The sequence below is a fragment of the Enterobacter cloacae complex sp. P1B genome (assembly GCF_014982345.1).
In the GTDB taxonomy this organism is placed as follows: Bacteria; Pseudomonadota; Gammaproteobacteria; order Enterobacterales; family Enterobacteriaceae; genus Enterobacter; species Enterobacter bugandensis.
Window position 1 is genome coordinate 241,556 of the sequence record NZ_JADCLF010000004.1, and the last position, 25,868, is coordinate 267,423.

Annotated in this window: 23 protein-coding genes; 8 read left to right on the forward strand and 15 right to left on the reverse strand. The window is 56.9% G+C overall.

Annotation, left to right across the window (positions count from 1 at the left end; genetic code table 11):
• Positions 1-35: 35 nt before the first annotated feature.
• Positions 36-293 (forward strand): multiple stress resistance protein BhsA, encoded by a 258-nt coding sequence (bhsA, locus tag INF77_RS04145; protein WP_023332711.1) that lies wholly within the window; start codon positions 36-38, stop codon positions 291-293.
• Between the two features lie 73 nt (positions 294-366).
• Here bhsA and INF77_RS04150 read toward each other — a convergent pair whose 3' ends face one another.
• The 3 genes from INF77_RS04150 to INF77_RS04160 all read right to left on the reverse strand — a co-directional run bounded on the left by INF77_RS04150 (position 367) and on the right by INF77_RS04160 (position 6,152).
• Positions 367-1,332 (reverse strand): L,D-transpeptidase family protein, encoded by a 966-nt coding sequence (locus INF77_RS04150; protein WP_063153834.1) that lies wholly within the window; start codon positions 1,330-1,332, stop codon positions 367-369.
• A 150-nt stretch (positions 1,333-1,482) separates the two neighbouring features.
• Complete coding sequence (gene mfd, locus INF77_RS04155) at positions 1,483-4,929, reverse strand: transcription-repair coupling factor (RefSeq protein ID WP_193532268.1); 3,447 nt, start codon at positions 4,927-4,929, stop codon at positions 1,483-1,485.
• 149 nt (positions 4,930-5,078) lie between these two features.
• Entirely contained in the window at positions 5,079-6,152 is a 1,074-nt protein-coding gene (locus tag INF77_RS04160; RefSeq protein WP_063437660.1) for an acyltransferase family protein, read from the reverse strand.
• 256 nt (positions 6,153-6,408) lie between these two features.
• Between INF77_RS04160 and lolC the strand changes: the two genes are divergently transcribed.
• From lolC to cobB, 5 genes are read left to right on the forward strand one after another with little or no spacing between them, the layout of a single operon-like run.
• A complete protein-coding gene (gene lolC / locus INF77_RS04165; protein WP_193532269.1) occupies positions 6,409-7,608 on the forward strand; it encodes a lipoprotein-releasing ABC transporter permease subunit LolC in 1,200 nt (399 codons plus the stop codon).
• Positions 7,601-8,302: a lipoprotein-releasing ABC transporter ATP-binding protein LolD gene (gene lolD, locus INF77_RS04170; protein WP_008500772.1), complete on the forward strand. Its 702-nt coding sequence runs from the start codon at positions 7,601-7,603 to the stop codon at positions 8,300-8,302. Before lolC ends, lolD begins: the two co-directional genes overlap by 8 nt.
• On the forward strand, positions 8,302-9,546 hold the full coding sequence (gene lolE / locus INF77_RS04175) for a lipoprotein-releasing ABC transporter permease subunit LolE (RefSeq protein ID WP_045261624.1): 1,245 nt from the start codon (positions 8,302-8,304) through the stop codon (positions 9,544-9,546). The genes lolD and lolE overlap by 1 nt, the downstream gene beginning before the upstream one ends.
• Positions 9,547-9,600: 54 nt before the next feature.
• Positions 9,601-10,512 carry an N-acetylglucosamine kinase gene (gene nagK / locus INF77_RS04180; protein ID WP_193532270.1) on the forward strand — a complete coding sequence of 304 codons (912 nt, stop codon included), beginning with the start codon at positions 9,601-9,603 and terminating at the stop codon, positions 10,510-10,512.
• Positions 10,513-10,526: 14 nt separating this feature from the next.
• Positions 10,527-11,348 carry a Sir2 family NAD+-dependent deacetylase gene (gene cobB / locus INF77_RS04185; protein WP_041910499.1) on the forward strand — a complete coding sequence of 274 codons (822 nt, stop codon included), beginning with the start codon at positions 10,527-10,529 and terminating at the stop codon, positions 11,346-11,348.
• Between the two features lie 39 nt (positions 11,349-11,387).
• On the opposite strand, the gene potD is transcribed toward cobB, so the two are convergent.
• Genes potD through potA form a run of 4 tightly spaced genes read right to left on the reverse strand, consistent with a single transcriptional unit; the run spans position 11,388 to position 15,196 of the window.
• On the reverse strand, positions 11,388-12,422 hold the full coding sequence (potD, locus tag INF77_RS04190) for a spermidine/putrescine ABC transporter substrate-binding protein PotD (RefSeq protein ID WP_028012743.1): 1,035 nt from the start codon (positions 12,420-12,422) through the stop codon (positions 11,388-11,390).
• Complete coding sequence (potC, locus tag INF77_RS04195; RefSeq protein WP_048959704.1) at positions 12,419-13,210, reverse strand: spermidine/putrescine ABC transporter permease PotC; 792 nt, start codon at positions 13,208-13,210, stop codon at positions 12,419-12,421. The genes potD and potC overlap by 4 nt, the downstream gene beginning before the upstream one ends.
• Positions 13,207-14,064: a spermidine/putrescine ABC transporter permease PotB gene (potB, locus tag INF77_RS04200; protein ID WP_041910497.1), complete on the reverse strand. Its 858-nt coding sequence runs from the start codon at positions 14,062-14,064 to the stop codon at positions 13,207-13,209. The genes potC and potB overlap by 4 nt, the downstream gene beginning before the upstream one ends.
• A complete protein-coding gene (gene potA, locus INF77_RS04205) occupies positions 14,048-15,196 on the reverse strand; it encodes a spermidine/putrescine ABC transporter ATP-binding protein PotA (protein ID WP_167401640.1) in 1,149 nt (382 codons plus the stop codon). The genes potB and potA overlap by 17 nt, the downstream gene beginning before the upstream one ends.
• Before the next feature lie 237 nt (positions 15,197-15,433).
• On the opposite strand from potA, the gene pepT reads away from it, so the two are divergent.
• Positions 15,434-16,657, forward strand: coding sequence for a peptidase T (pepT, locus tag INF77_RS04210; RefSeq protein ID WP_032644861.1), 1,224 nt, complete (start codon positions 15,434-15,436; stop codon positions 16,655-16,657).
• A 42-nt stretch (positions 16,658-16,699) separates the two neighbouring features.
• On the opposite strand, the gene INF77_RS04215 is transcribed toward pepT, so the two are convergent.
• The 8 genes from INF77_RS04215 to rluE form a co-directional block, all read right to left on the reverse strand.
• Positions 16,700-17,821 carry a cupin domain-containing protein gene (locus INF77_RS04215; protein ID WP_047364295.1) on the reverse strand — a complete coding sequence of 374 codons (1,122 nt, stop codon included), beginning with the start codon at positions 17,819-17,821 and terminating at the stop codon, positions 16,700-16,702.
• Positions 17,822-17,911: 90 nt separating this feature from the next.
• Positions 17,912-19,375, reverse strand: coding sequence for a two-component system sensor histidine kinase PhoQ (phoQ, locus tag INF77_RS04220; RefSeq protein WP_045630113.1), 1,464 nt, complete (start codon positions 19,373-19,375; stop codon positions 17,912-17,914).
• Positions 19,376-20,047 carry a two-component system response regulator PhoP gene (gene phoP, locus INF77_RS04225; RefSeq protein ID WP_025911763.1) on the reverse strand — a complete coding sequence of 224 codons (672 nt, stop codon included), beginning with the start codon at positions 20,045-20,047 and terminating at the stop codon, positions 19,376-19,378.
• A gap of 124 nt (positions 20,048-20,171) precedes the next feature.
• Positions 20,172-21,542 carry an adenylosuccinate lyase gene (gene purB / locus INF77_RS04230; RefSeq protein WP_014883421.1) on the reverse strand — a complete coding sequence of 457 codons (1,371 nt, stop codon included), beginning with the start codon at positions 21,540-21,542 and terminating at the stop codon, positions 20,172-20,174.
• 19 nt (positions 21,543-21,561) lie between these two features.
• Positions 21,562-22,191: a high frequency lysogenization protein HflD gene (gene hflD / locus INF77_RS04235; protein ID WP_013097081.1), complete on the reverse strand. Its 630-nt coding sequence runs from the start codon at positions 22,189-22,191 to the stop codon at positions 21,562-21,564.
• 26 nt (positions 22,192-22,217) lie between these two features.
• Entirely contained in the window at positions 22,218-23,330 is a 1,113-nt protein-coding gene (mnmA, locus tag INF77_RS04240) for a tRNA 2-thiouridine(34) synthase MnmA (protein ID WP_028012751.1), read from the reverse strand.
• A 40-nt stretch (positions 23,331-23,370) separates the two neighbouring features.
• Positions 23,371-23,844 (reverse strand): NUDIX hydrolase, encoded by a 474-nt coding sequence (locus INF77_RS04245; protein ID WP_028012752.1) that lies wholly within the window; start codon positions 23,842-23,844, stop codon positions 23,371-23,373.
• 9 nt (positions 23,845-23,853) lie between these two features.
• On the reverse strand, positions 23,854-24,507 hold the full coding sequence (gene rluE, locus INF77_RS04250; RefSeq protein ID WP_193532271.1) for a 23S rRNA pseudouridine(2457) synthase RluE: 654 nt from the start codon (positions 24,505-24,507) through the stop codon (positions 23,854-23,856).
• A gap of 117 nt (positions 24,508-24,624) precedes the next feature.
• On the opposite strand from rluE, the gene icd reads away from it, so the two are divergent.
• Positions 24,625-25,868: NADP-dependent isocitrate dehydrogenase (icd, locus tag INF77_RS04255; RefSeq protein ID WP_193543067.1), on the forward strand; the 1,244-nt coding region annotated here is incomplete at its 3' end.

Consider the following 25,868-nt stretch of genomic DNA (forward strand, 5'->3'; position numbering starts at 1 on the left):
ACGACCAAAAAATTCATCTGCCAAAGGTAAACATTATGAAAAACGTAAAAACCCTCATCGCTGCTGCTGTACTGAGTTCACTCTCTTTCGCAAGCTTTGCTGCTGTACAGGTACAATCCACGCCAGCCGATCAGCATAAAGTCGGGACGATCTCTGCGTCTGCCGGGACTAACCTGGGCTCTCTGGAAGATCAGCTGGCACAAAAAGCGGAAGCAATGGGTGCAAAATCTTACCGCATCACCTCTGTGACCGGTCCTAACACCCTGCACGGCACCGCTGTCATCTACAAATAAGCCGGGCATAAACCCTCATTTATGCCACTGCAATAAAAAACGCCCTGCTTAGCAGGGCGTTTTACTTTCCGTCTTACATGGACTGCTGGACGACATTGTGATGCCGGGTGACGTCGGTCGGCATGCCTGACCGCGCTTCCATCGCGCGCTCCATCACCAGGCTATCGGTATTCGCATTCGTTTTGAAGCTCACCATCGCGGCATTCAGGTTAATGGGTAACGTCTGGGGATCGTCGCCGATATTTTTTGATAGCGGCTGGTGAATCTCAACCAGCCGCACGCCGCCTGGCTCTTCAGAGACCTTAATCGGCGTATTGATAATATTCACCTTCGTTCCCGGCGTAACGACGTTAAACAGCGTTTTGATATCGTCATCGCGCAGACGAATGCAGCCGGAGCTGACGCGCATGCCGATGCCAAAATCCGCGTTTGTACCGTGCAGCAGGTAAACGCCGCCGTATGCGGCAAGGCGGATCGCGTGATGACCCATCGGGTTATCCGGGCCTGCCGGAACCACGGCAGGAAGATCGATGCCCTGGGCCTTATATCGGGCGCGAATGTTGGCCGTCGGCGTCCAGGTTGGGTTGGCGCGTTTATCCGAGACGGTGGTGACCATCGTCGGCGTCAGCGTATCGCCGCCCAGTTGACCAATACCGATAGGGTAGACGGTAACCTCATTTTTACCCGGCGGGTAATAGTACAAACGCAACTCCGCCAGGTTGATCACGATCCCCTCGCGCGGGGCATCCGGCAGGATAGTCTGTAACGGAATGGTCAGTACGCTGCCCGCGCGCGGGACGTACGGATCGACGCCGGGGTTCGCCTGCAGCAGGGCCAGAAAACCGACGTTATATTTTTTGGCTATCGCTTCCAGTGAGCCACCATTGTTTTCAACCACATGAAAGCGGTTTTCGCCCACCACCTTGCTGCCGGGCGGGGGAAGGGGCCAGGTGTTTGCCCGCGCAGGAAGCGCAACCGCGACGGTGGCTGCCAGCGCAAACAGGGTTATCCAGCGGGTAAAACGCGAAGAGGTCATCATCACCATAATCCATATAAATGATAAGGTTATTGTTTTATAAGGGGTTGAAGATAATTATGGCGAATGGGTGTGTCGGGAAGATCGGGTGAAGTGCAAAGAGTTTGTAAATTGTCCCCCCGCCAGCACTGCGCTAACGGGGGGAAGGGCGAGTTACGCGACAGCGTTCTCTTCCAGCTGACGCATAAAGTTACGCACCCAGTCCATGCGCGTTTTGCGCTCCGTCAGCTCCTGGGTAAATTTCAGTCGCGTCGGGCCATCAAGACGGAAGTGCTGCGGATGTTTTTGCAGCAGGCCGATCAGCCACATCGGGTTGACGTGGTTCTTCTCGGCAAATTCAATGACGCCGCCTTTTTCGTTGCCCTCAAGCTTGCGAATGCCCAGCTTCTGCGCCTGCTGGCGCAGGCGCGCGATATCCAGCAGGTTACGCGCAGCATCTGGCAGCAGGCCGAAGCGGTCGATCAGCTCCACTTTAATCTCTTCCAGCTCGTTCTCATTCTTCGCGCTGGCGATGCGCTTGTAGAACGACAGGCGGGTATTCACGTCCGGAATGAAATCATCCGGCAGCAGGGAAGGCATTCGCAGCTCGACCTCGGATTGCTGGCTGGTCAAATCTTCCAGCGACGGCTCGCGCCCGGCCTTCAGGGCGTCCACCGCGTTTTCCAGCAGTTCCATATAGAGCGAGAAGCCGATGGTCTCCATGGAGCCGCTCTGGTCCTCACCTAGCAGTTCACCCGCACCGCGGATCTCCAGATCGTGCGTGGCCAGCGCGAAGCCTGCGCCGAGGTCTTCCAGCGAGGCGATGGCTTCCAGGCGCTTTTGCGCGTCGGTGGTCATCGCTTTCGGATGCGGCGTCAGCAGCCAGGCGTAGGCCTGATGGTGCGAACGCCCGACGCGGCCGCGCAGCTGGTGAAGCTGGGCCAGGCCGAAGTGATCCGCGCGTTCGATGATAATTGTGTTCGCCGTTGGAATGTCGATCCCGGTTTCGATGATGGTGGTACACACCAGCACGTTAAAACGCTGGTGGTGGAAGTCGTTCATCACCCGCTCCAGCTCGCGTTCGCGCATCTGTCCGTGACCGATGGCAATACGCGCTTCCGGTACCAGTTCCGCCAGCCTGTCGGCGGCTTTCTGGATATTTTCGACATCGTTATACAGGTAATAGACCTGACCCCCGCGCAGCACTTCACGCAGAATGGCCTCACGCACCACCAGATTGTCGTACTCGCGGACAAAGGTTTTTACCGCCAGACGACGCGCCGGCGGCGTGGCGATAATCGACAGATCGCGCATGCCGCTCATCGCCATGTTCAGGGTTCGCGGGATCGGCGTGGCGGTCAGGGTCAGGATGTCGACGTCCGCGCGCATCGCTTTGATGCGCTCTTTATGACGCACCCCGAAGCGGTGCTCTTCGTCGACGATCAGCAGCCCCAGATCTTTCCACTTCACATCGCTTTGCAGCAGCTTGTGGGTACCGATCAGAATATCGATCTTGCCTTCGCTTGCCTGCTCCAGGATCTGCGTCTGCTCTTTGGTGCTGCGAAAACGCGACAGCATCTCGATGCGTACCGGCCAGTTGGCGAAGCGGTCGCGGAAGTTGTCGAAGTGCTGCTGGGCGAGCAGGGTGGTCGGCACCAGCACTGCCACCTGCTTGTTGTTTTCAACCGCAAGGAAGGCGGCGCGCATCGCCACTTCGGTTTTACCGAAGCCGACGTCGCCGCAGACTAAGCGGTCCATTGCCAGCGGCTGGCACATGTCGCTCAGCACGGCGTTAATAGCCTGAGCCTGATCCGGCGTAGTTTCAAACGGGAAGCTGTCGCAGAACAGCTGGTACTGTTCTTTGTCGTGCTTAAAGGCGAAGCCCTCTTTGGCCGCGCGCTGGGCGTAGATATCCAGCAGTTCGGCCGCCACGTCGCGCACTTTTTCCGCCGCTTTCTGGCGTGCACGCGTCCAGGCGTCGCCGCCCAGCTTGTGCAGCGGCGCATTTTCCTCCGCGCCGCCCGCATAGCGGCTGATCAGGTGCAGCGACGAGACCGGTACATAGAGTTTGGCGTCGTTGGCGTAGGTCAGCATCAGGTACTCACCTTTGATACCGCCCGCTTCCAGCGTGGTCATCCCCTGATAGCGGCCAACGCCGTGCTCCAGGTGAACAATCGGCTGGCCTGGATGCAGCTCGGCCAGGTTGCGGATCAGCGTGTCCGGGTTGATGGTCCGACGGCTGTCCTGACGGCGGCGCGCGACGCGCTCGCCCAGCAGGTCGCTTTCGCAAATCAGCGCCAGGTTGTTGAGCGTGTCGATGAACCCGTGCTCGGCGGCGCCGATCATCAGATAACGACCGTTTCCGGTCGCTTCGCTCAGACGCAGGATGCGCTTCGGGGCCACCTTAATGCGTCCCAGCAGCTCACCCAAAGCTTCGCGGCGGCCTTCACTCTCAACGGAGAACACCACCGGGCCAGTAAAGGACTCCAGGAACTTGCGCAGATTATCCAGCGGGGATTTCTGCTGCGCCTGAACGGCCAGCTCCGGCAGCGTGCGGAAGGCGAGGTTGGTGTTGGCGGCCTTATCGGCAAGCGAATCGGTTTTCAGCTGCATGCGCGGCCAGCGCTTCAGCTCGGCGTTGAGTTCGTCGGTGCGCAGCCACAGCGCTTCCGGCGGCAGGAGCGGACGCATCGGGTCAACGCCCCGGTTTTCGAAGCGTGCGCGGGTTTCGCTTTCAAAGCGGCTGGCGCTGGCGTCGATATCGCCGGTGTTCACAATCAGTGTATTCGCCGGGAAGTAGCTGAACAGGGCGGGCAGCGGCTCGCTGAAGAACAGCGGCTGCCAGTATTCGATTCCGGCCGGGAGCGTACCTTTGCTGACCTGCTGATAGATATGTTCTGCATCACGCTTTACGTCAAACCTGTCGCGCCACTGGCTGCGGAACAGCTCGATGGCGGTTTTGTCCGTCGGGAACTCGTGGGCAGGCAGTAAATTGATGGATTCCACCTCTTCCAGCGTGCGCTGGGTGTCGGCATCGAACACGCGCAGGCTGTCGATTTCATCATCAAAGAAATCCAGACGATACGGCTGGTCGCTGCCCATCGGGTAAAGGTCGAGCAGCGCGCCGCGAGTGGCATATTCCCCGTGCTCCATGACCTGATCGACATGGCGATATCCGGCACCGTCAAGCTGGTCTCGCAGGGTGTCGCGAGACAGGCGCTGGCCTTTTTTCATCACCAGCGCGTGGCCGTGCAGATAGCTGTGCGGGCAGACGCGCTGCATCAGGGTATTCACCGGCACAATCAGCACGCCGCGCTGCATGGTCGGGAGTTGATAGAGCGTCGACAGGCGCGAGGAGATGATCTCCTGATGCGGGGAGAAACTGTCATACGGCAGCGTTTCCCAGTCGGCCAGGCTGAACACCAGGCTATTGGTGAACTGGCGAATTTCATCGTGCAGGCGCAGGGCGTTTTGCATATCCGGGGCAACCAGCACCACCGGGCCAGGGTGCCGCTCAGCGATTTCTGCCACCAGCGTGGCGCAGGCCGCGCCCGTGAGTTCACCCAGCTGGCGCTGGTCGCCCGCTTTGACGGGCAAGGAATAACGATAGTGTTCAGGCATGGCTATGTCAGAGTCTCTTATGGATATACCAACAGTATTGGGGCATATCACTGATACGCAATGTCTTTATTATCCTCGATCGTTTTACATAAGCAAATTGTAACCGCACGGCAGGGCTAAACGCCCCCAAAACGGGGGCGGAGAGGGCATTAACGGGTGGCAGGTGACAGGCTCCGCGTAGACGGAGGAGAGAAGAAAAGGTCCCCGAACAGCGCGGTGGAAATTTTACGCACCCCGAGCCCGGCAAGGGTACAGATCAGCAGGCTGGCAATCGGGTAGACCAGTATTAAGCACAGTTCTGCCCAGACCGGCCACAGGGCGGCATTCATCTCGCCAATCAGGATCAGGCTGAAGGCCTCAATTAAGATGCGGTGGGTGGTATAGATCGCAATGGTGTTTGAGCCAATCACGTTCAGCAGGTTGTTGGGATGCACGGCATAACGCTGCTCAAGGCTGTAGAACAGCTTCATGATCAACACGATCGACAGCAGAGAAAGCAGGAGAGGAACGTTAGCAAACCACAGCACCACGGAGACGGCCGCGAAAGCGCCAGTAGCCAGCCAGGTGCGGCGCAGGTTGAAGCTTTTCATCCACGCCATCAGCTCTGCGCCATACCACGCCCCCAGGCTGTAGTAGATCATGTTGCGTACCACGCTGTTCATTCCCCACCACGGCAGCGGCAGGAAGTTGATCGCGATGCTCGCCAGCGCAAGCAGTCCGAGTACCGGCAGCTTCCAGCGGCTCAGCAGTTTACATAGCGTGAAGTAGACCACCAGAGCATACAGATACCACAGGCTGGTGCTGGCGGTGAGCATGCCCCGCACAAATCCTGCCAGGGAATCGGCGTAGGCCGCGTTCGACGAGGTGGCAAGCTCGCGATCGGGCGCCAGCCAGGCGTTCAGGTGGGTCAGCGCCTGCCATTGCAGGATCCCCCACAGCGCCAGAACCCAGACAATGCTCCAGATCCGCTTGTCGAGGCTGGTGCGCCAGTCTACCTCATCAATATAACGACGGATCAGATAGCCGGAGATAAAGAAGAAAACCGGCATCCGGAACGGGGCGAGATAGAGGTTAAAATAGACCCAGCATTTGGCGAGGAGACCGGAGAGCGGATGCTGTAGCCCGCTGAGATGAGGATAAAAGGTGATGACCGAGTGGTAAATCACCACCAGACAGATGCACAGCCCTTTTATCTGGTTTATCCATAATGCTTTTTGCTTCATTGTTCGCAACTACCTTATTGCCATAGACGAACGAGCAATTGTTGTTAAACGAAACCGTGATGTAATGGGTAACAGTCTGTATCAGGAGGTTTTTCGGAAAAGGTGGAGGTTGCGAGGCGCGGTTTCAGACATTAGTACCCTGATTTATCTGAATTTTTCGGAAAAATGATTACCAAAGCTTACGGTTTCAGTCATTTACCCTTAACGGATTCGCTTATATACTCGTGGGTCTGCTATCAGCAAACAGACGGACTTCATGTATCAACCTGTCGCACTCTTCATAGGCTTACGTTACATGCGTGGGCGCGCCGCGGACCGCTTCGGTCGCTTTGTCTCCTGGCTTTCGACTATTGGCATTACGCTCGGCGTGATGGCTCTGGTGACGGTGCTTTCCGTCATGAATGGCTTCGAGCGCGAGCTGCAAAACAACATCCTGGGGCTGATGCCGCAGGCCGTTCTCTCATCGAATAACGGTTCCGTTAACCCTCAACAGCTGCCGGAAAGCGCGGCGAAGTTACAGGGCGTCACGCGCGTTGTGCCCTTAACCACTGGCGATGTGGTGCTGCAAAGCGCCCGCAGCGTGGCGGTCGGCGTGATGCTGGGGATTGACCCGGCGCAAAAAGACCCGCTGACGCCGTTCCTGGTTAACGTGAAGCAAACCGATCTGGAAGCCGGAAAATACAACGTGATTCTGGGCGAGCAGCTTGCCGGGCAGCTTGGCGTCAACCGCGGCGATCAGCTGCGCGTGATGGTGCCGTCCGCCAGCCAGTTTACGCCAATGGGTCGCCTGCCGAGCCAGCGCCTGTTTAACGTGATTGGTACTTTTGCCGCCAACAGCGAAGTTGACGGCTATCAGATGCTGGTGAACATTCAGGATGCGTCACGCCTGATGCGTTACCCGGCGGGAAATATCACCGGCTGGCGCCTGTGGCTCGATCAGCCGCTGAAGGTCGATACCCTCAGCCAGCAAAAACTGCCGGACGGCACCAAATGGCAGGACTGGCGCGAGCGTAAAGGCGAGCTGTTCCAGGCCGTGCGCATGGAAAAAAACATGATGGGGCTGCTGCTGAGCCTGATCGTCGCCGTGGCTGCATTTAACATCATCACCTCGCTGGGCCTGATGGTGATGGAGAAGCAGGGCGAAGTCGCCATCCTGCAAACCCAGGGTCTGACGCCGCGCCAGATCATGGCGGTCTTTATGGTGCAGGGGGCCAGTGCAGGCATTATCGGCGCGCTGCTGGGCGCCGTGCTCGGCGCACTGCTTGCCAGCCAGCTTAATAACTTAATGCCGATCATCGGCGCGCTCCTTGACGGCGCGGCGCTGCCGGTGGCTATCGAGCCGCTGCAGGTGGTCGGAATTGCGCTGGCCGCAATGGCCATTGCGCTGCTTTCTACGCTTTACCCTTCCTGGCGCGCTGCCGCCACTCAACCCGCTGAGGCTTTACGTTATGAATAAGATCCTGTTGCAATGCGACAACCTGTCCAAACGCTATCAGGAAGGCACTGTGCAGACTGACGTGCTGCACAATGTGAGCTTCAGCGTGGGCGAGGGCGAGATGATGGCGATTGTCGGCAGCTCCGGCTCGGGCAAAAGTACGCTGCTGCACCTGCTGGGCGGGCTGGACACGCCAACCAACGGCGACGTGATCTTCTCCGGTCAGCCGATGAGCAAAATGTCCTCTGCGGCGAAGGCCGAGCTGCGTAACCGCGAGCTGGGCTTTATCTACCAATTCCACCACCTGCTGCCGGACTTCACGGCGCTGGAAAACGTGGCGATGCCGCTGCTGATTGGTAAAAAGAAACCGGCAGAAATTAACGCCCGCGCCAGCGATATGCTGAAAGCGGTAGGACTGGGCCACCGGGGAAATCACCGCCCGTCGGAGCTGTCCGGCGGCGAGCGCCAGCGCGTGGCGATTGCCCGCGCGCTGGTCAATAATCCGCGCCTGGTGCTGGCGGATGAACCGACCGGTAACCTGGACGCACGCAATGCGGACAGTATCTTCCAGCTTCTCGGCGAGCTGAACGCCTCGCAGGGAACCGCGTTTCTGGTGGTGACTCACGACCTGCAGCTGGCAAAACGCATGGGTCGCCAGCTTGAGATGCGCGACGGCCATCTGAACGCGGAACTGACCCTGATGGGAGCAGAGTAATGGCGTCACCGTTATCGTTACTCATCGGGTTACGTTTTAGCCGCGGTCGCCGACGCGGCGGCATGGTGTCGCTGATCTCCGTTATCTCGACCATCGGTATTGCGCTGGGCGTAGCGGTGCTGATTGTCGGCCTGAGCGCCATGAACGGCTTTGAGCGCGAGCTGAATAACCGCATTCTGGCGGTGGTGCCGCACGGGGAGATCGAGCCGGTTAACCAGCCGTGGGCCAACTGGAGCGATGCACTCGCCAAAGTGGAAAAAGTGCCGGGCATTGCCGCGGCCGCGCCATACATTAACTTTACCGGGCTGGTGGAGAGCGGGGTTAACCTGCGCGCCATCCAGGTTAAAGGGGTCAACCCGGCCCAGGAGGAGCGGCTCAGCGCGCTGCCGAAATATGTTCAGAACGGCGCGTGGGCGAACTTTAAGGCCGGCGAGCAGCAGATCATTATGGGTAAAGGCGTTGCCGATGCCCTGAAGGTGAAGCAGGGCGACTGGGTGTCAATCATGATCCCGAACGCCAGCGCCGATCACAAATTACAGCAGCCCAAGCGCGTGCGCCTGCACGTTACCGGTATTCTTCAGCTGAGCGGTCAGCTTGACCACAGCTTTGCGATGGTGCCGATGGAGGATGCACGCCAGTATCTCGACATGGGCGACAGCGTGACGGGCATTGCCATTAAGGTGAACGACGTCTTTAACGCCAACAAACTGGTGCGTGATGCCGGCAGCGTCACCAATAACTATGTCTACATCAAAAGCTGGATCGGCACTTACGGCTATATGTACCGTGATATCCAGATGATCCGTGCGATCATGTATCTGGCGATGGTGCTGGTGATTGGCGTGGCGTGCTTTAATATCGTCTCGACGCTGGTAATGGCGGTTAAGGACAAGAGCGGCGACATCGCCGTGTTGCGTACCCTCGGGGCAAAAGACGGTCTTATTCGCGCCATCTTCGTCTGGTACGGTTTGCTGGCAGGGCTGTTCGGCAGCCTTTGCGGCGTGGTGATTGGCGTGGTGGTTTCTCTGCAGCTGACGCCGATTATCAACGGGATTGAAAAGCTTATTGGTCACCAGTTCCTGTCCGGTGACATCTATTTTATTGACTTCCTGCCGTCTGAACTGCACTGGCTGGACGTTTTTTATGTGCTGGTTACAGCACTTTTACTGAGTCTGCTGGCAAGCTGGTATCCGGCGCGTCGCGCAAGCCGAATTGATCCGGCGAGGGTATTAAGTGGCCAGTAATTACGTCATGGTGTAGCGGTCCTGAGGCCGCTATGTCAGAAAGAGGAATGCGTTATGTATTATGGATTTGATATTGGCGGCACCAAGATTGCGCTCGGCGTGTTTGATAAAGACCTCAAACTGCAGTGGGAAACCCGCGTTCCCACGCCGCGCGAAAGCTACGATGAATTTTTAACCGCCATTGCCGCGCTGGTGGCGCAGGCGGATGAACGATTTGGCGTGAAAGGCTGCGTCGGCATTGGTATTCCGGGCATGCCCGAAACCGACGACGGTACGCTGTACGCGGCCAACGTGCCTGCCGCCAGCGGTAAACCGCTCCGCGCCGACCTCTCGGCCCTCCTAGAACGCGACGTGCGTTTAGATAACGATGCCAACTGCTTTGCCCTCTCTGAAGCCTGGGACGATGAATTCCGCCGCTATCCGCTGGTGATGGGGCTGATCCTCGGTACCGGCGTAGGCGGGGGGATTGTCATCAACGGCAAGCCGATTACCGGGCGCAGCTACATCACCGGCGAGTTTGGTCATATCCGTCTCCCGGTGGATGCGCTGGAGGTGGTGGGGCGTGACTTCCCGCTGACCCGCTGCGGCTGCGGCCAGCACGGCTGTATCGAGAACTATCTCTCAGGACGCGGGTTTGCATGGCTTTACGAACACTTCTATCATCAGAAACTTGAGGCCCCTCAAATCATTACCCTGTGGGAGCAGGGGGATGCGCAGGCGCGTGAGCACGTCGAGCGCTATCTGGATCTGCTGGCGGTGTGTCTGGGAAATATTCTCACCATCGTCGACCCGGATCTGCTGGTGATCGGGGGAGGGCTGTCAAACTTTACTGCGATTACGGAACGGTTGTCCGGGCGTCTGCCCCGACATTTATTGCCGGTCGCCCGCGTGCCGCGCATTGAACGCGCGCGACACGGGGACGCGGGAGGCATGCGCGGAGCCGCATTCCTTCATCTCACCGATTAGTTTACGAGGTCTTTATGCTGTCGCGTCGCCAGGGTCGACTCAGCCGTTTTCGCAAAAACAAACGCCGCTTACGAGAGCGCTTGCGCCAGCGGATCTTTTTCAGAGACAGAATCATGCCAGAAGCGATGGATAAACCCAGAGTGGTGGTACTGACCGGGGCGGGGATCTCCGCCGAGTCAGGAATTCAAACCTTCCGTGCGGCAGACGGGCTGTGGGAAGAGCACCGCGTCGAGGACGTGGCGACGCCGGAAGGCTTTGCCCGCGATCCGGATCTCGTGCAGGCGTTTTACAACGCTCGCCGTCGGCAGCTTCAGCAGCCTGAGATTGCGCCGAACGCGGCGCATCTGGCGCTGGCGAAGCTGGAAGAGGCGCTCGGGGACCGCTTTCTGCTGGTGACGCAGAATATCGACAACCTGCACGAGCGGGCCGGTAACAAGAACATCATCCACATGCATGGCGAGCTGCTTAAAGTTCGCTGCGCCTGGAGCGGCCAGGTGCTGGACTGGAAAGAGGACGTGCTGCCAGAGGACAAGTGCCACTGCTGCCAGTTCCCGTCGCGCCTGCGTCCGCACGTGGTCTGGTTTGGCGAAATGCCGCTGGGGATGGATGAGATCTACAGCGCGCTGGCGATGGCGGACGTGTTTATCGCTATTGGCACATCAGGGCACGTTTACCCGGCGGCGGGGTTTGTTCACGAAGCGCGACTGCATGGGGCGCATACGGTGGAGCTCAATCTGGAGCCGAGCCAGGTGGGCAGCGAGTTTGAAGAGAAGCAATATGGCCTGGCGAGCGAGGTGGTGCCAGCGTTTGTAGATAAGCTTCTGAAGGGGCTGTAAGAGTAACGGGCGACGTTGCGTCGCCCGTTATGTATTGCATTAACGACCTGCTTTTAACTTCTGATAATACTCTTCGTAAAGGCGGCTCGCGTCGCCTACATCGTTCTGCCATTCTCCTTTGCTGATGGTTTCGGCATCCGGATAGAGTGACTTATCGTTAGCCACGTCAGGCTTCAGCAGCTTGCGGGCGGCCAGGTTTGGCGTCGGGTAGCCAATCGTCTCGGCTACCTGTTTCGCCACGTCCGGACGCAGCAGGAAATTAATCAGCTTCAGCGCACCGTCCACGTTCTTCGCGTTGGCCGGGATCGCGAGGCTATCCATCCAGAAGATCCCGCCTTCCTTCGGCCAGACCACCTCCAGCGGCGTACCGGCCTGACGGGCAACATACGCAGAGCCGTTCCACACCATCCCCAGGTTTACTTCGCCTTCCATATACGGGTTTGCCGGGTTATCAGAGTTGAATGCCGCCACGTTAGGCATCAGCTTTTTCAGCTCGTTGTAAGCCGCGTCGATCTCTTTCGGATCGGTGGTGTTACCGGAATAGCCAAGCTTACGCAGCGCGATCTGGAACACTTCACGCGCGTCATCGGTTAACAGCAGGCTGCCTTTGTATTCCGGTTTCCACAGATCGGCCCAGCCGGTGACCGTTTTCGGATCGATGGCCTCGCTGTTCACGCCAATCGCCGTCGCCCCCCAGATGTACGGAATGGAGTAGTCGTTATTCGGGTCGAACGGCTTGTTGAGCATCTCAGGATCGAGGTTTGAAAAATTAGTTAGCTTCGTTTTGTCGATCTTCTGGATCATGCCCTCTTTGCGCATTTTGTCGACAAAGTAGGTGGAAGGAACGACCAGATCGTAGGCGCCGTCCTTGTAGGTTTTGAGCTTGGCATACATGGTTTCATTCGACTCGTAGGTCGAATAGATAACCTTGATGCCCGTCTCCTTTGTGAACTGCTCCAGCAGGCCCGGCGGCACGTATTCCGTCCAGTTGTAGAAGTAGAGCGTTTTGCTGTCATCAGCGTGCGCGGCACCCATGCCAAGCACCAGCGCCGCAGCGGCGAGCATTTTTTTCATTTCATTGTCCCCTGAGATTTTGTTTTATCACGAGCAAGAACCTGGCTGGCGATCACCAGAACCAGCGAAAACAGCAGCAGTATGGTCGCCAGCGCGTTCACCTCCGGTGAGACGCCAACTTTTACCATCGAATAGATCTTCAACGGCAGAATTTCGTAGCTCGGCCCGGTCACGAAGGAGGAAACCACGACGTCATCCATCGACAGGGTAAAGCTGAGCAGCCATCCGGCGGCGACGGCAGGCATCGCCAGCGGCAGGATGATTTTGCGCAGGATGATCATCTCGCTGGCACCCAGATCTTTCGCCGCTTCCAGCATGCGCACGTCGAACCCTTTCAGACGCGCGTAGACGGTGACCACCACAAACGGCAGGCAGAAGGTGATATGGGAAAACAGCAGCGACCAGAAGCCAAGCTGTACGCCCAGCAGCATAAACAGCACCAGCAGCGAAATCGCCATCACGATGTCCGGCGACATCATCACTACAAACAGCATGCCGCTGACGAACGGCTTGCCCCGAAAACGGTAGCGATACAGCGCCACGGCGGTCAGCGAGCCAATCAGCGTGGCGAAGGTGGCGGAGACGATCGCCATCGTCAGCGAGTGCTGTGCGGCCTGCAGCAGGCTGTCATTGTTCATCAGCAGGCTGTACCAGTTGGTGGTAAACCCCTGCCAGTTGATCCCGAACCGCGAGCTGTTAAACGAGTTCACGATCAAAATGATAATCGGGATATAAAGGTAAGCGTAAATGGCGGTCATAAAACCGCCGCGAAGCAGTCGACCGATCATTCGAGTTCCACCTTCTTGTTGAGCAGGCGAGAAGCGCGCCAGTAGACCAGCAGCATCAGCCCCATCACCACCGTGAGCGTAATGCTGGTCGCGGAGCCGAACGGCCAGTCGCGAATGTTCAGGAACTGACTCTTGATCACGTTGCCGATAAGCAGGTTTTTCGCCCCGCCCATCAGGTCAGACACGTAGAACAGGCCCATCGCCGGGAGCATCACCAGCAGACAGCCCGCAATAATGCCGGGCATGGTCAGCGGAATGATAATGCGGATAAAGGTCTGCAGCTTGCTGGCCCCCAGATCTTTTGCCGCTTCCAGCAGCGGTTTATCGAGCTTCTCAATGCTGGAGTAGAGCGGCATCACCATAAACGGCAGCAGGATATAGACCAGGCCAATGATTACCGCACCTGGGGTAAACATGATGCGCACTGGCGTATCAATCACGCCCAGCCACAGCAGAAACGCGTTGAGGTAGCCTTTGGTGCTGAGGAAGATTTTCAGCCCGTAGATGCGAATCAGCGAGTTGGTCCAGAACGGCACAATCAGCAGAAACAGCAGCAGCGGGCGCACCTTTTGCGGCAGTCCCGCCAGGAACCATGCGAAAGGGTACCCGAGCAGCAGGCAGGCCACGGTGGCAATCAGCGCCATATTGAGCGAGTGCAACAGCACGTCGAAATAGAGCGGATCGAGCAGGCGCGCGTAGTTGTCCAGCGTAAAGACCAGCGAAACGAAGTTTGCATCGTCGCGGGTCAGGAAGCTGGTGGCGATGATCATCAGGTTGGGTAAAAAGACAAATAACACAAGCCAACCGACGATAGTGGCAATGACCACCTTCTGGAACTTACTTGTGTTCTTCATCAGCCAGCACAACCTCCCAGCTTTCTACCCAGTTGATAACCATTTTCTGGTCAAGAGAGTGGTCAAAGTCAGGATCGTCCTCGTTAAAGAATTCGCTGACCATCACCATTTTGCCGTTCTCCAGTTCCACAACGGACTCGAGGGTCATCCCTTTATAGTTACGTTCGCGAACGTAACCGATCAGACCTTCGACGTCGGCCGTGTCGTGGATCTCATCAACGCGGAGATCTTCCGGGCGCAGCAGGACGTTGAGTTTTTGTCCTTTCTCGACGGCAAAGTTCACGGTGATAATGCAGTCGCGTCCCTCGACGTTCGCGCGAACGCGCTGTGCATCCAGACGCTCAAGCACGGTGGCGTTGAAGATATTGATCTCGCCAATAAAGCTGGCGACGAAGAGGTTTTTCGGCTCTTCGTAAATTTCACGCGGCGTACCGTCCTGCTCAATCTTACCGTCACGCATTACCACGATACGGTCTGACATGGTCAGCGCCTCTTCCTGATCGTGGGTGACGAAGACAAAGGTGATGCCGAGCTTGCGCTGTAGCGCTTTCAGCTCGTTCTGCATCTGCTTGCGCAGCTTGTAATCCAGCGCGGAGAGGGATTCATCCAGCAGAAGCAGGCGCGGTTTATTGACGACCGCGCGGGCAATGGCCACGCGCTGCTGCTGACCGCCGGAGAGCTGGTGGGGCTTTCGCTGGGCAAACGTCTCCAGCTGAACCATGCGCAGGGCTTCGGTGACGCGCGGTTCGATCTCATTAGCCGGGGTTTTTTGCATCCGCAGGCCAAACGCCACGTTCTCAAACACGGTCATGTGCGGGAACAGGGCGTAGCTCTGAAAAACGGTATTGACGTGGCGATCTTCGGCAGGAACCTGGGTTATGTCCTGGTTCTCAAGATGGATGCGGCCATTATCAACGCTTTCCAGCCCGGCGATAAGGCGCAGTACGGTGGTTTTGCCGCAGCCGGAAGGGCCAAGCAGCGTAAGAAACTCACCATCATTGATGGTCAGGTTGAGGTCGGAAATGACGTCTTTGCCATCAAAGCTTTTACGAATTCGTTCCAGTTGCACCAGCGGTGAACGAGAACGGGATTGTGTATTCAATTTTTGCGCTGTCCCATATAGACGCCTCAGGCAGCAGACTGAAGCGGGGTTTGTGTGTAACCACCTTGGTGACTCGTAATGAGGGCGGACATTCTACGGCAATCCCCCGTAATCGCCAATCCTTGTCACTGATTCATAAGCTACATTTATTAACGCATAAAGATATAAACGTAAAAAGTTCTCGTTTGCGGGATAAAAGTGACCTGACGCAATATTTGCGTTTTGATGCTTACTGATAATGTTGTCACAAAAAGTGAGGGTGACTGCATGGATAAATTACTTGAGCGTTTTTTACAGTATGTTTCGCTGGATACCCAATCTAAGCCGGGTGTCCGCCAGGTGCCAAGCACCGAAGGCCAGTGGAAGTTGTTAAACCTGCTTAAAGAGCAGCTTGAGGCCATGGGGCTGGTCAACGTCACGTTAAGCGAAAAAGGCACTGTGATGGGAACGCTGCCGGCGAATGTGCCGGGTGATATTCCGGCGATTGGCTTTATTTCTCATGTCGATACCTCACCTGATTTTAGCGGCAAACACGTGAACCCGCAGATCGTGGAAAACTACCGCGGCGGTGATATCGCGCTGGGGATTGGCGACGAAGTGCTGTCTCCGGTGATGTTCCCGGTGCTGCACCAGTTGCTCGGCCAGACGCTGATCACCACCGACGGCAAAACGCTGCTGGGGGCGGATGACAAGGCGGGCATCGCGGAAATCATGACGGCGCTGGCAGTGCTGAAAGGTAAAAACATCCCGCACGGGGACATCCGCGTTGCTTTTACCCCAGATGAAGAGGTAGGTAAGGGCGCGAAGCACTTCGACGTGGACGCTTTTAACGCGCAGTGGGCGTATACCGTCGACGGCGGTGGCGTGGGCGAGCTGGAGTATGAAAACTTCAACGCGGCGTCGGTGACCATAAAAATTGTCGGAAACAACGTTCACCCAGGATCTGCCAAAGGGGTGATGGTGAACGCGCTGTCGCTGGCGTCGCGTATTCATGCGGAAGTCCCGGCGGAAGAGAGCCCTGAACAGACAGAGGGGTACGAGGGCTTTTATCACCTCACCAGCATCAAAGGCACCGTGGACAGCGCGCAGATGCACTACATCATCCGCGATTTTGACCGTAAAGCTTTTGAGGCGCGCAAGCGCAAAATGATGGAGATCGCCAAGAAGGTTGGGAAGGGATTGCATCCTGACTGCTATATTGAGCTGATCATTGAAGACAGCTATTACAATATGCGCGACAAGGTGATGGCCCATCCGCACATTCTGGATATCGCCCAGCAGGCGATGCGAGACTGCGATATTGAACCGGTCTTAAAACCGATTCGCGGCGGCACTGACGGCTCGCAGCTGTCATTTATGGGGCTACCGTGCCCGAACCTGTTTACCGGGGGCTATAACTACCACGGCAAGCATGAGTTTGTGACGCTGGAAGGGATGGAAAAGGCGGTGAAGGTGATTGTGCGCATAGCCGAGTTAACCGCTAAACGCTAAAAAAATGCCCGGTGGCGCTGCGCCACCGGGCATTGTCACAACTCAGTCCTCAAAGAACCAGTACCCGCTGTTGACCAGCGCGGCCAGCATCGCGAGGAAGGATGGGTCTTCCAGCGCGTCGCCAAAGGTTTCTGCAGTCAGTACCATATGGCTGGCAATGGCTTCCAGCGCCGGGCGGTGCGGGGAGTCGAGCTTCTCCCCGTTGACGAAGACCTCTTCACCAATGCGCAGCACGCGTAATCCGCCCAGACGAACCAGCTTGTCACCCTGCTGCAGCGCATCATAGATCTCATCTGCCTGATACGGCGGCTCCGGCGGTGCAACGTCCAGCTCGTGGCGTGACTGGCTGATAAATTCGCCAAACCACTGTCTGAAATGTTCCGGCTCGTTGATCAGATCCAGCATCATGCCGCGCAGCTTATCCAGCTCTTCTGGCACGATGTCTGCCGGATGCTCGCGTGCAGGCACATCCGGATCGCTGTAGCGATAGCTTCCCAGCTCGCGCTGCAGGACATAGTCGGCAAAGCCGCTGATCATCTCGCGGCCGCTCGGCGCGCGGAACCCGACAGAGTAGTTCAGCGAGTTCTCCAGGGAGTAACCTTCGTGAGGGAATCCTGGCGGAATGTAGAGAATATCGCCTGGCTCCAGCTCTTCGTCGATAATGCCTTCGAACGGATCCACCTGAAGCAGATCCGGGTGCGGGCAGTGCTGCTTCATCGGCACTTTTTCGCCCACGCGCCAGCGGCGGCGGCCCGTGCCCTGAATGATAAACACGTCGTACTGGTCCAGATGCGGACCCACGCCGCCGCCAGGTACGGAGAAGGAGATCATCAGATCGTCCATTCGCCAGTCGGGCAGGGCGCGGAACGGGCGCATTAGCGCGGCAGTCGGCTCGTGCCAGTGGTTAACCGCCTGCACCAGCAGCGACCAGTTGCTTTCGCCGAGATGATCGTAGCTTTCGAAAGGACCGTGGCTGACCTGCCATTTCCCGTCCTGGTGGCTGACCAGACGGCTGTCGACTTCGTTTTCCATGGCCAGACCGGCCAGCTCGTCAGGTGAGATAGGGTCGACAAAGTTGCTGAACCCGCGTTTCAGAACCACCGGGCGCTTTTGCCAGTAACGTTCAATAAACTCGGGCCAGTTAAGTGTTAAATGATAATCCATATTTTTTTTTCCGCAGGCTCTTACTGACTCGGATTATAACGGAAGCTCAGCCCCCCGGCTGCGAGATCCTCGCATTTTTCACATAACGGGTTAACTATCGTCCGATGTGGGCTGCTGACGACCAAAAATCACTTCCATTCTGGCCCCGCCGAGCAAGCTTTCGCTGGTTTCGATTTTTCCGTCATACTGGTCGACAATCTCGCGGGCGACGGCTAAACCCACGCCCTGACCGGGGCGCAGCGTATCCGCTCGCTGACCGCGATCGAACACCACATCACGTTTATTAAGCGGGATCCCGGGGCCATCATCCTCAACGATAATGTGTAACTCGTTATCCGTCTGGCGCGCCGATACTTCAACAAACTCCAGGCAGTATTTACAGGCGTTATCCAGCAGGTTCCCCATCACTTCCATAAAGTCATTTTTTTCGCCAACAAAGCTAATTTCAGGCGAAATGTCGAGGCTGATGTTGACCCCTTTACGCTGATACACCTTGTTAAGGGCGGACGTGAGATTATCCAGCAGCGGGGCCACCGGGTGCAGCTCGCGGCTCAGGAGCGCGCTGCCGGAACGCATGCTGGCGCGGTGCAGATAGTAGCCAATTTGCTGCGAGATTCGGCTGATTTGTTCCAGCATCACCGGCTCGGCATCGTCGACGCTCAGCCTTGAGCTGCGCATGGAACGCAGGGTGCTTTGCATTACGGCCAGCGGCGTTTTCAGGCTGTGGGTGAGGTCGGTCAGGGTCGTACGGTACTTATCATAGCGTTCACGCTCGCTTTTCAGCAGGCGATTGAGGTTACGCACCAGGCTGGTCAGCTCACGGGTGGTTTCCGGATTGAGCTTTTCACGATGATGTTCCTCAAGCTCGCGCACCTCTCGCGCCAGGGACTCAATAGGGCGCAAGCTCCACCACGCCGCCACCCAAAGCAGCGGGATCACCAGCAGCAGGTTTGCGGCCAGAACATAAACGAACCAGCCCCAGACCTTATAGGAACGTTTTAGCTCAACCGGAATGGTGTCGATCACCACAATGGTTAACTGTGGCATGTTCATGGTCGCCGGGTAGATATTGATCGCCACTGAGTGCGTCATTTCCGTCTCGGCGTCGTCAGCCCGGATTTCATTGAGCTTTTGCTGCATCGAGCGATCTTCGCGAATCAGCGTGCTGGTGGTATTGAGATCGGCTTCTATCTCATGAAACCCGTTGGTTTTGAGCCACTCCGGACGAATGCTTTTCGCCAGCCACGGAATATCGCGTTGCGCCCAAAGCAACTTTCCCTTTTCATTGTAAATCAGGGCTAAAGTAGGACTCTGTTGATCCAGGTTCTCCGGCATTTCAACGGTGATGTGGTTGTCTTCCCATGTGGCCAGGGTATAAAACAGATTACTTTCGCCGCGTAACAGTCGAAAGGTCGTTTTATCGAAGCTGACGCTGTAGCCCACCAGGGCGACCAGACCGTAGGAGAGCGACAGCACCAGCACCACCGCGGCCGTTGCCAGTAAAAAACGAACCCGCAGCGAGAGGGGCAGAATGTGGCGCAAAATCCGTCTCATTTAGCGTAATTCGAACAGGTAGCCCTGGCCGCGGACGGTCGTAATCACGTCCTGCGGATACTGCGCCTGAATTTTCTTACGCAAACGGCCCATCAGCACGTCGATGGTGTGACTCTCGCGCAGCTCAGCATCAGGGTAGAGCTGGAGCATTAAGGAGTCTTTGCTCACTACTTTTCCGCTGTTACGGATCAGCGTTTCCATAATGGTGTATTCGAACGCGGTGAGCTTGATCACTTCATCGTTAATCGACAGCTCGCGACGGGAGAGATCCACCTGGAAAGGCGGAATGGAGATAACCTGTGAAGCCAGCCCGCTGTTGCGGCGTAACAGCGCCTGCATGCGCGCCGCCACTTCTTCAATGTGAAACGGTTTGGTGACGTAATCATCCGCACCGGCGCTGAGCACTTCAACTTTGTCCTGCCAGCCTTCGCGGGCGGTGAGAACCAGAACCGGCAGGGAAACGTCATGGCTGCGCCAGCGACGAATTAACGACAGGCCGTCTTCATCAGGCAGGCCTAAATCGACAATGGCGATGTCCGGCAGGTGTTCATTGAGATAATAATCGGCTTCTTTTGCATCTTCAGCATCATCCACCTGATGTCCCATCTCCTGAAGCTGAACCTTCAGGTGGTGGCGTAGCAATGCGTTATCCTCAACAACCAGTACGCGCATCATCTTTTCTCCCAGAATAAATAGTATGAATAGTTTAACGCTGATTATGTTGCTGTGGGGATAAACATTCAGTAAACCGGGGAAAAGCAACCCCCTTTCCGGGCGGAAAGGGGGGGAAGGAACATTACTTCAGCTCATCAACCATGGTGATGGCGCGGCCAATGTAATTCGCCGGAGTCATGGCCTTCAGGCGGGTTTTCTCTTCTTCCGGCAGTGCCAGACCGTCGATAAACTGTTTCATGCCTTCGGCATCGACGCGTTTACCGCGGGTCAGCTCTTTCAGCTTCTCGTACGGTTTTTCGATACCGTAGCGGCGCATCACGGTCTGAATCGGCTCTGCCAATACTTCCCAGTTGTGATCCAGCTCGTCCAGAAGACGGTCACGGTTCACTTCGAGCTTGCTCACGCCCTTCAGGGTGGACTGATACGCGATCAGCGCGTAGCCAATGCCCACGCCCAGGTTACGCAGCACGGTGGAATCGGTCAGGTCACGCTGCCAGCGGGATACCGGCAGCTTGCTCGCCATATGCTGCAGCACGGCATTCGCCAGGCCCAGGTTGCCTTCGGAGTTTTCGAAGTCGATTGGGTTCACTTTGTGCGGCATGGTGGAGGAGCCAATTTCCCCGGCGATGGTCTTCTGCTTGAAGTGGTTCAGCGCGATGTAGCCCCACACGTCGCGATCGAAGTCGATCAGGATGGTGTTGAAGCGCGCGATGCAGTCAAACAGCTCTGCAATGTAGTCGTGCGGCTCAATCTGGGTGGTGTACGGGTTCCACTGGATCCCCAGAGAGGTCACGAACTCTTCGCTGAACTGATGCCAGTCCACTTCCGGGTACGCGGCAATGTGGGCATTGTAGTTACCGACCGCGCCGTTGATTTTACCCAGAATTTCAACCTGCTCCAGCTGACGGTATTGGCGCTCCATCCGGTACGCCACGTTCGCCATCTCTTTACCCATCGTGGATGGGGTGGCTGGCTGGCCGTGAGTACGGGAAAGCAGCGGAATGTCGCGGTATTCCACGGACAGCGCTTTCACCGCGTCGATGATTTTACGCCAGTAAGGCAGCACCACTTCTTTACGCGCGGTGGAGAGCATCAGCGCGTGAGACAGGTTGTTGATATCTTCGGACGTACAGGCGAAGTGAATGAACTCGGATACCGCATGCAGGGCCGGGACGCTTTCCACTTTCTCTTTCAGGAAGTACTCAACCGCTTTCACGTCGTGGTTGGTGGTGCGTTCAATGGTTTTAATGCGCGCGGCATCTTCTTCGCTAAACTCAGCAACGATTTTATCAAGGTAATCGTTTGCCTTTTCGTCAAAAGCAGGAACTTCCTTGATTGCTGCCTGGGCGGCCAGCTTCTGCAGCCAGCGTACTTCAACCTGAACACGGAACTTCAGCAAACCATATTCGCTGAAGATCCCGCGCAGCGCGCTGACTTTATCGCCGTAGCGTCCATCGACAGGGGATACGGCGGTCAGTGAGGATAATTCCATAATTCGCAACTCCGGGAGGTTAACAATGAGCAAGAATTTGTTTTGCCTGAGTAGTCAGGCGATTACGAGAAAACATTAACTGCAGGCGGCCACCGCCAACCTGATGCCACAGCACGGCGGCGCGGATCCCAGCCAGCAGGGAAGCGCGGACCTTCGCCTGCACCTGCGGGCTTTGCAGCACGGCAGGGGAGCCGGTGACCTGAATGCGCGGGCCCAGCGGGCTGATGACGTCAACGTAAATGCCCGCCATGGCGCTCAGCAGCGTTTCAGACTGCAGGTCAAAATGGTCGAGCTGACGCTGTAGGCCGGCGATGCGATCGCCCAGGGTATTGAGCGCGCCTTTTGCCGCGCTCAGCTTACGCTCAAGCACCATCAGGCTTAAGGTGTAGCGGGTCAGTTCCGCGTTTAACCCCTGACGGCTACTGGCGTTAAGCACGCCAAGCAGGGTTTCAAGACCGAGACGAAGATTGGTTTCGCTGCCGCCGAACACGCCCAGGGTTGAACCGGGGTTGAGGTCGATAACGCTGTTGAGCGAAACGTGCAGGGCATCAGCGTCACAGTGACCCTGATGCGCCAGCTGTTGCACCAGACGAGCAGACTGGCAAATTCCTGCCAGCGCCAGGGTGATGTCATAATAATTCTTCGCCACACGGTCTCCTTTATGTGTGCAATCGGTTAAACAGCGGGCAGCGGCAGGCGCTGTTCAATGATCCCGCCGCCCAGGCAGATTTCGCCGCTGTAGAAGACAGCAGACTGGCCCGGGGTAACGGCGGCGACCGGCTCGTCGAAACGGACGTCAATACGGTCGTCATCAAGCGCGGTGATGGTGCAAGGAATATCGGTCTGGCGGTAGCGCGTTTTCACCGTGCAGCGCAGCGTGCCTTTCAGGGGCTCGCGATCGACCCAGTGCAACTGCTGTGCGATAAGGCCAACGGACATCAGACGCGGGTGGTCGTGACCCTGAGCCACCACCAGAATATTGTTTTCGACGTCTTTGTCGACCACGTACCACGGATCTTCGCTGCCTTCTTTCGTCCCACCAATACCCAGCCCTTTACGCTGGCCTAAGGTGTGGTACATCAGCCCCTGATGCTGACCAATCTCGTCGCCATCAACGGTGACAATTTTACCTGGCTGTGCAGGCAGGTAGCGGCCCAGGAAATCACGGAATTTGCGCTCGCCGATAAAGCAGATACCGGTGGAGTCTTTTTTCTTCGCGGTGATCAGGTCCAGCTCTTCGGCAATTTTACGCACTTCCGGCTTTTCCAGTTCGCCGACCGGGAACAGGCTTTGCGCAATCTGTTCGTGGCTCAGCGTATAAAGGAAGTAGCTCTGGTCTTTATTGCCGTCGAGGCCGCGCAGCAGCTGGCTTTTGCCATTCACGTCCGCACGACGCACGTAGTGACCGGTCGCAATGTAGTCAGCGCCCAGATCTTCCGCGGCGAATTCCAGGAAGGCTTTAAATTTGATCTCTTTATTGCACAGAATATCCGGGTTCGGGGTACGGCCCGCTTTGTACTCTTCCAGGAACAGTTCAAAGACGTTGTCCCAGTATTCTGCGGCAAAGTTAACGGTGTGCAGTTCAATGCCGAGCTTGTCGCATACGGCCTGCGCGTCGGCGAGATCCGCTGCGGCAGTGCAGTATTCCTCGCCATCGTCTTCCTCCCAGTTCTTCATGAACAGGCCCTCCACCTTATAGCCCTGTTGCTGCAACAGGTAGGCGGAAACGGAGGAATCGACACCGCCGGACATGCCGACGATCACTTTTTTCTGGCTGTTATCTGACATGGAATACTCACGACATTGAACTTCAAGGCGGCGTATTCTATCACGCCCCCCCACCGTTGACACCCTCTGTAAACGGCCAGTTAAATTCTCCGATGACACCCAGCGGCAGGCGTGCGCCTGACTGCCAGCAGCGGATGCTTTCCGCAACCAGCGGTGAGCGCAGGTTTGGCGCGTTCAGGATCTCCTCGGCGGTGACCCACAGGCAGCGATCGATATCGTCATCATGCGGTTCTGTGGCGCACGTTTCGCTAAGCTCAACGGCGAATAAAAAGCGCAGGAATGGGGTGCTGTCGGGCGCAATCCACTGGTGCATGCGAATGAAGTGCTGGGGCTCAGCGCGAATGCCGGTCTCTTCCCAGAGCTCGCGCTTCGCGGCCTGCAGCAACGTTTCATTGGCTTCAAGATGCCCGGCAGGCTGATTCCACAGCGCCCTGCCGTTGATGCTCTCTTCCACAACGAGGAATTTTCCCTGCGCGTGCACCACGCAGGCGACCGTAACATGAGGTTTAAACATCGTTTCTCCTTAAGGGTCAGCGTCGCGCCATTCGCCGTTTGCCAGCGTATCCAGCGTGTAGCTGCCCATGGCGTAGCGAATCAGACGTAGGGTAGGGAAGCCGACGTGCGCGGTCATTCGCCTCACCTGGCGGTTGCGGCCTTCATACAGGGTGATTTTGAGCCAGCTTGTCGGGATGGATTTGCGCTCGCGAATGGGCGGGTTACGCGGCCACAGCCACTCCGGCTCATTCACGCGTTCAATACCGGCGGGCAGGGTGGGACCGTCGTTCAGCGTCACCCCGCTGCGCAGTTTCGCCAGCGTCTCTTCGTCCGGCTCGCCTTCAACCTGCACAAAGTAAATTTTGCCGGTGCGTTTGCCCGGCTGCGTAAGCTTTGCCTGTAGGGCGCCGTCGTTGGTTAGGACCAAAAGTCCTTCGCTGTCCCGGTCCAGGCGACCGGCGGCGTAGACGCCCTGAACGGGGATGTAATCCTTCAGCGTGCTGCGTCCGGCCTCATCGGTAAACTGCGGCAAAACATCGTAGGGTTTATTGAACAGAATAACCCGCTTTGGCTGGGTTTCTTGCGGTCGTCTGGCGGCTTGTCGCGAGCTGAATCGCTCAACCCGGTGTTTTGTAAAAGAAGTTTTCTTCATGGTATTTTCAGGCGTTATCAATTGCCGCATTATAGCCTAATAACGAAGACCTTTCATGGCGCAGGACAATCAGGTACTATCGAAGGGCTCATTACAATTTATTAACATAAGATCAGTAACAACCAGAAGCGCTCGAAGGAGAGGTTAATGGAAAGCAAAGTAGTTGTTCCGGCGGAAGGTAAAAAGATCACCCTGCAAAACGGCAAGATTAACGTTCCTCACAATCCGATTATTCCGTTCATCGAAGGCGACGGTATCGGTGTAGACGTTACCCCGGCAATGCTGAAAGTGGTTGATGCCGCTGTTGAGAAAGCCTACAAAGGCGAGCGTAAAATTTCCTGGATGGAAATTTACACCGGTGAGAAATCAACGCAAGTTTATGGCCAGGACGTCTGGCTGCCAGCGGAAACGCTGGACCTGATCCGCGACTACCGCGTTGCTATTAAAGGCCCACTGACCACTCCGGTCGGCGGCGGCATCCGTTCTCTGAACGTGGCGCTGCGTCAGGAGCTGGACCTGTACGTGTGTCTGCGTCCGGTTCGTTACTATCAGGGCACCCCAAGCCCGGTTAAGCACCCTGAACTGACCGACATGGTTATCTTCCGCGAAAACTCAGAAGACATCTACGCGGGTATCGAGTGGAAAGCGGACTCTGCTGATGCAGAAAAAGTGATTAAATTCCTGCGCGAAGAGATGGGCGTGAAGAAAATTCGCTTCCCTGAGCACTGCGGTATCGGCATTAAGCCGTGCTCTGAAGAAGGGACCAAGCGCCTGGTGCGTGCGGCCATCGAATACGCGATCACCAACGACCGTGATTCTGTGACCCTGGTTCACAAGGGCAACATCATGAAGTTCACCGAAGGCGCGTTCAAAGACTGGGGCTACCAGCTGGCGACCGAAGAGTTCGGCGGTGAGCTGATCGACGGCGGCCCGTGGCAGAAGATCAAGAACCCGAACACCGGCAAAGAGATCATCATTAAAGATGTGATCGCCGATGCGTTCCTGCAGCAGATCCTGCTGCGTCCTGCTGAATACGACGTGATCGCCTGTATGAACCTGAACGGTGACTACATTTCTGACGCCCTGGCGGCACAGGTTGGCGGTATCGGTATCGCCCCTGGCGCGAACATCGGCGACGAGTGCGCCCTGTTCGAAGCAACCCACGGTACTGCACCAAAATACGCAGGCCAGGACAAAGTGAACCCAGGCTCTATCATCCTCTCCGCAGAGATGATGCTGCGTCATATGGAATGGTTCGAAGCCGCAGACCTGATTGTCAAAGGTATGGAAGGCGCGATTAACGCGAAAACCGTCACCTATGACTTCGAACGTCTGATGGAAGGCGCTAAGCTGCTGAAATGCTCAGAGTTTGGCGACGCGATTATCGCGAA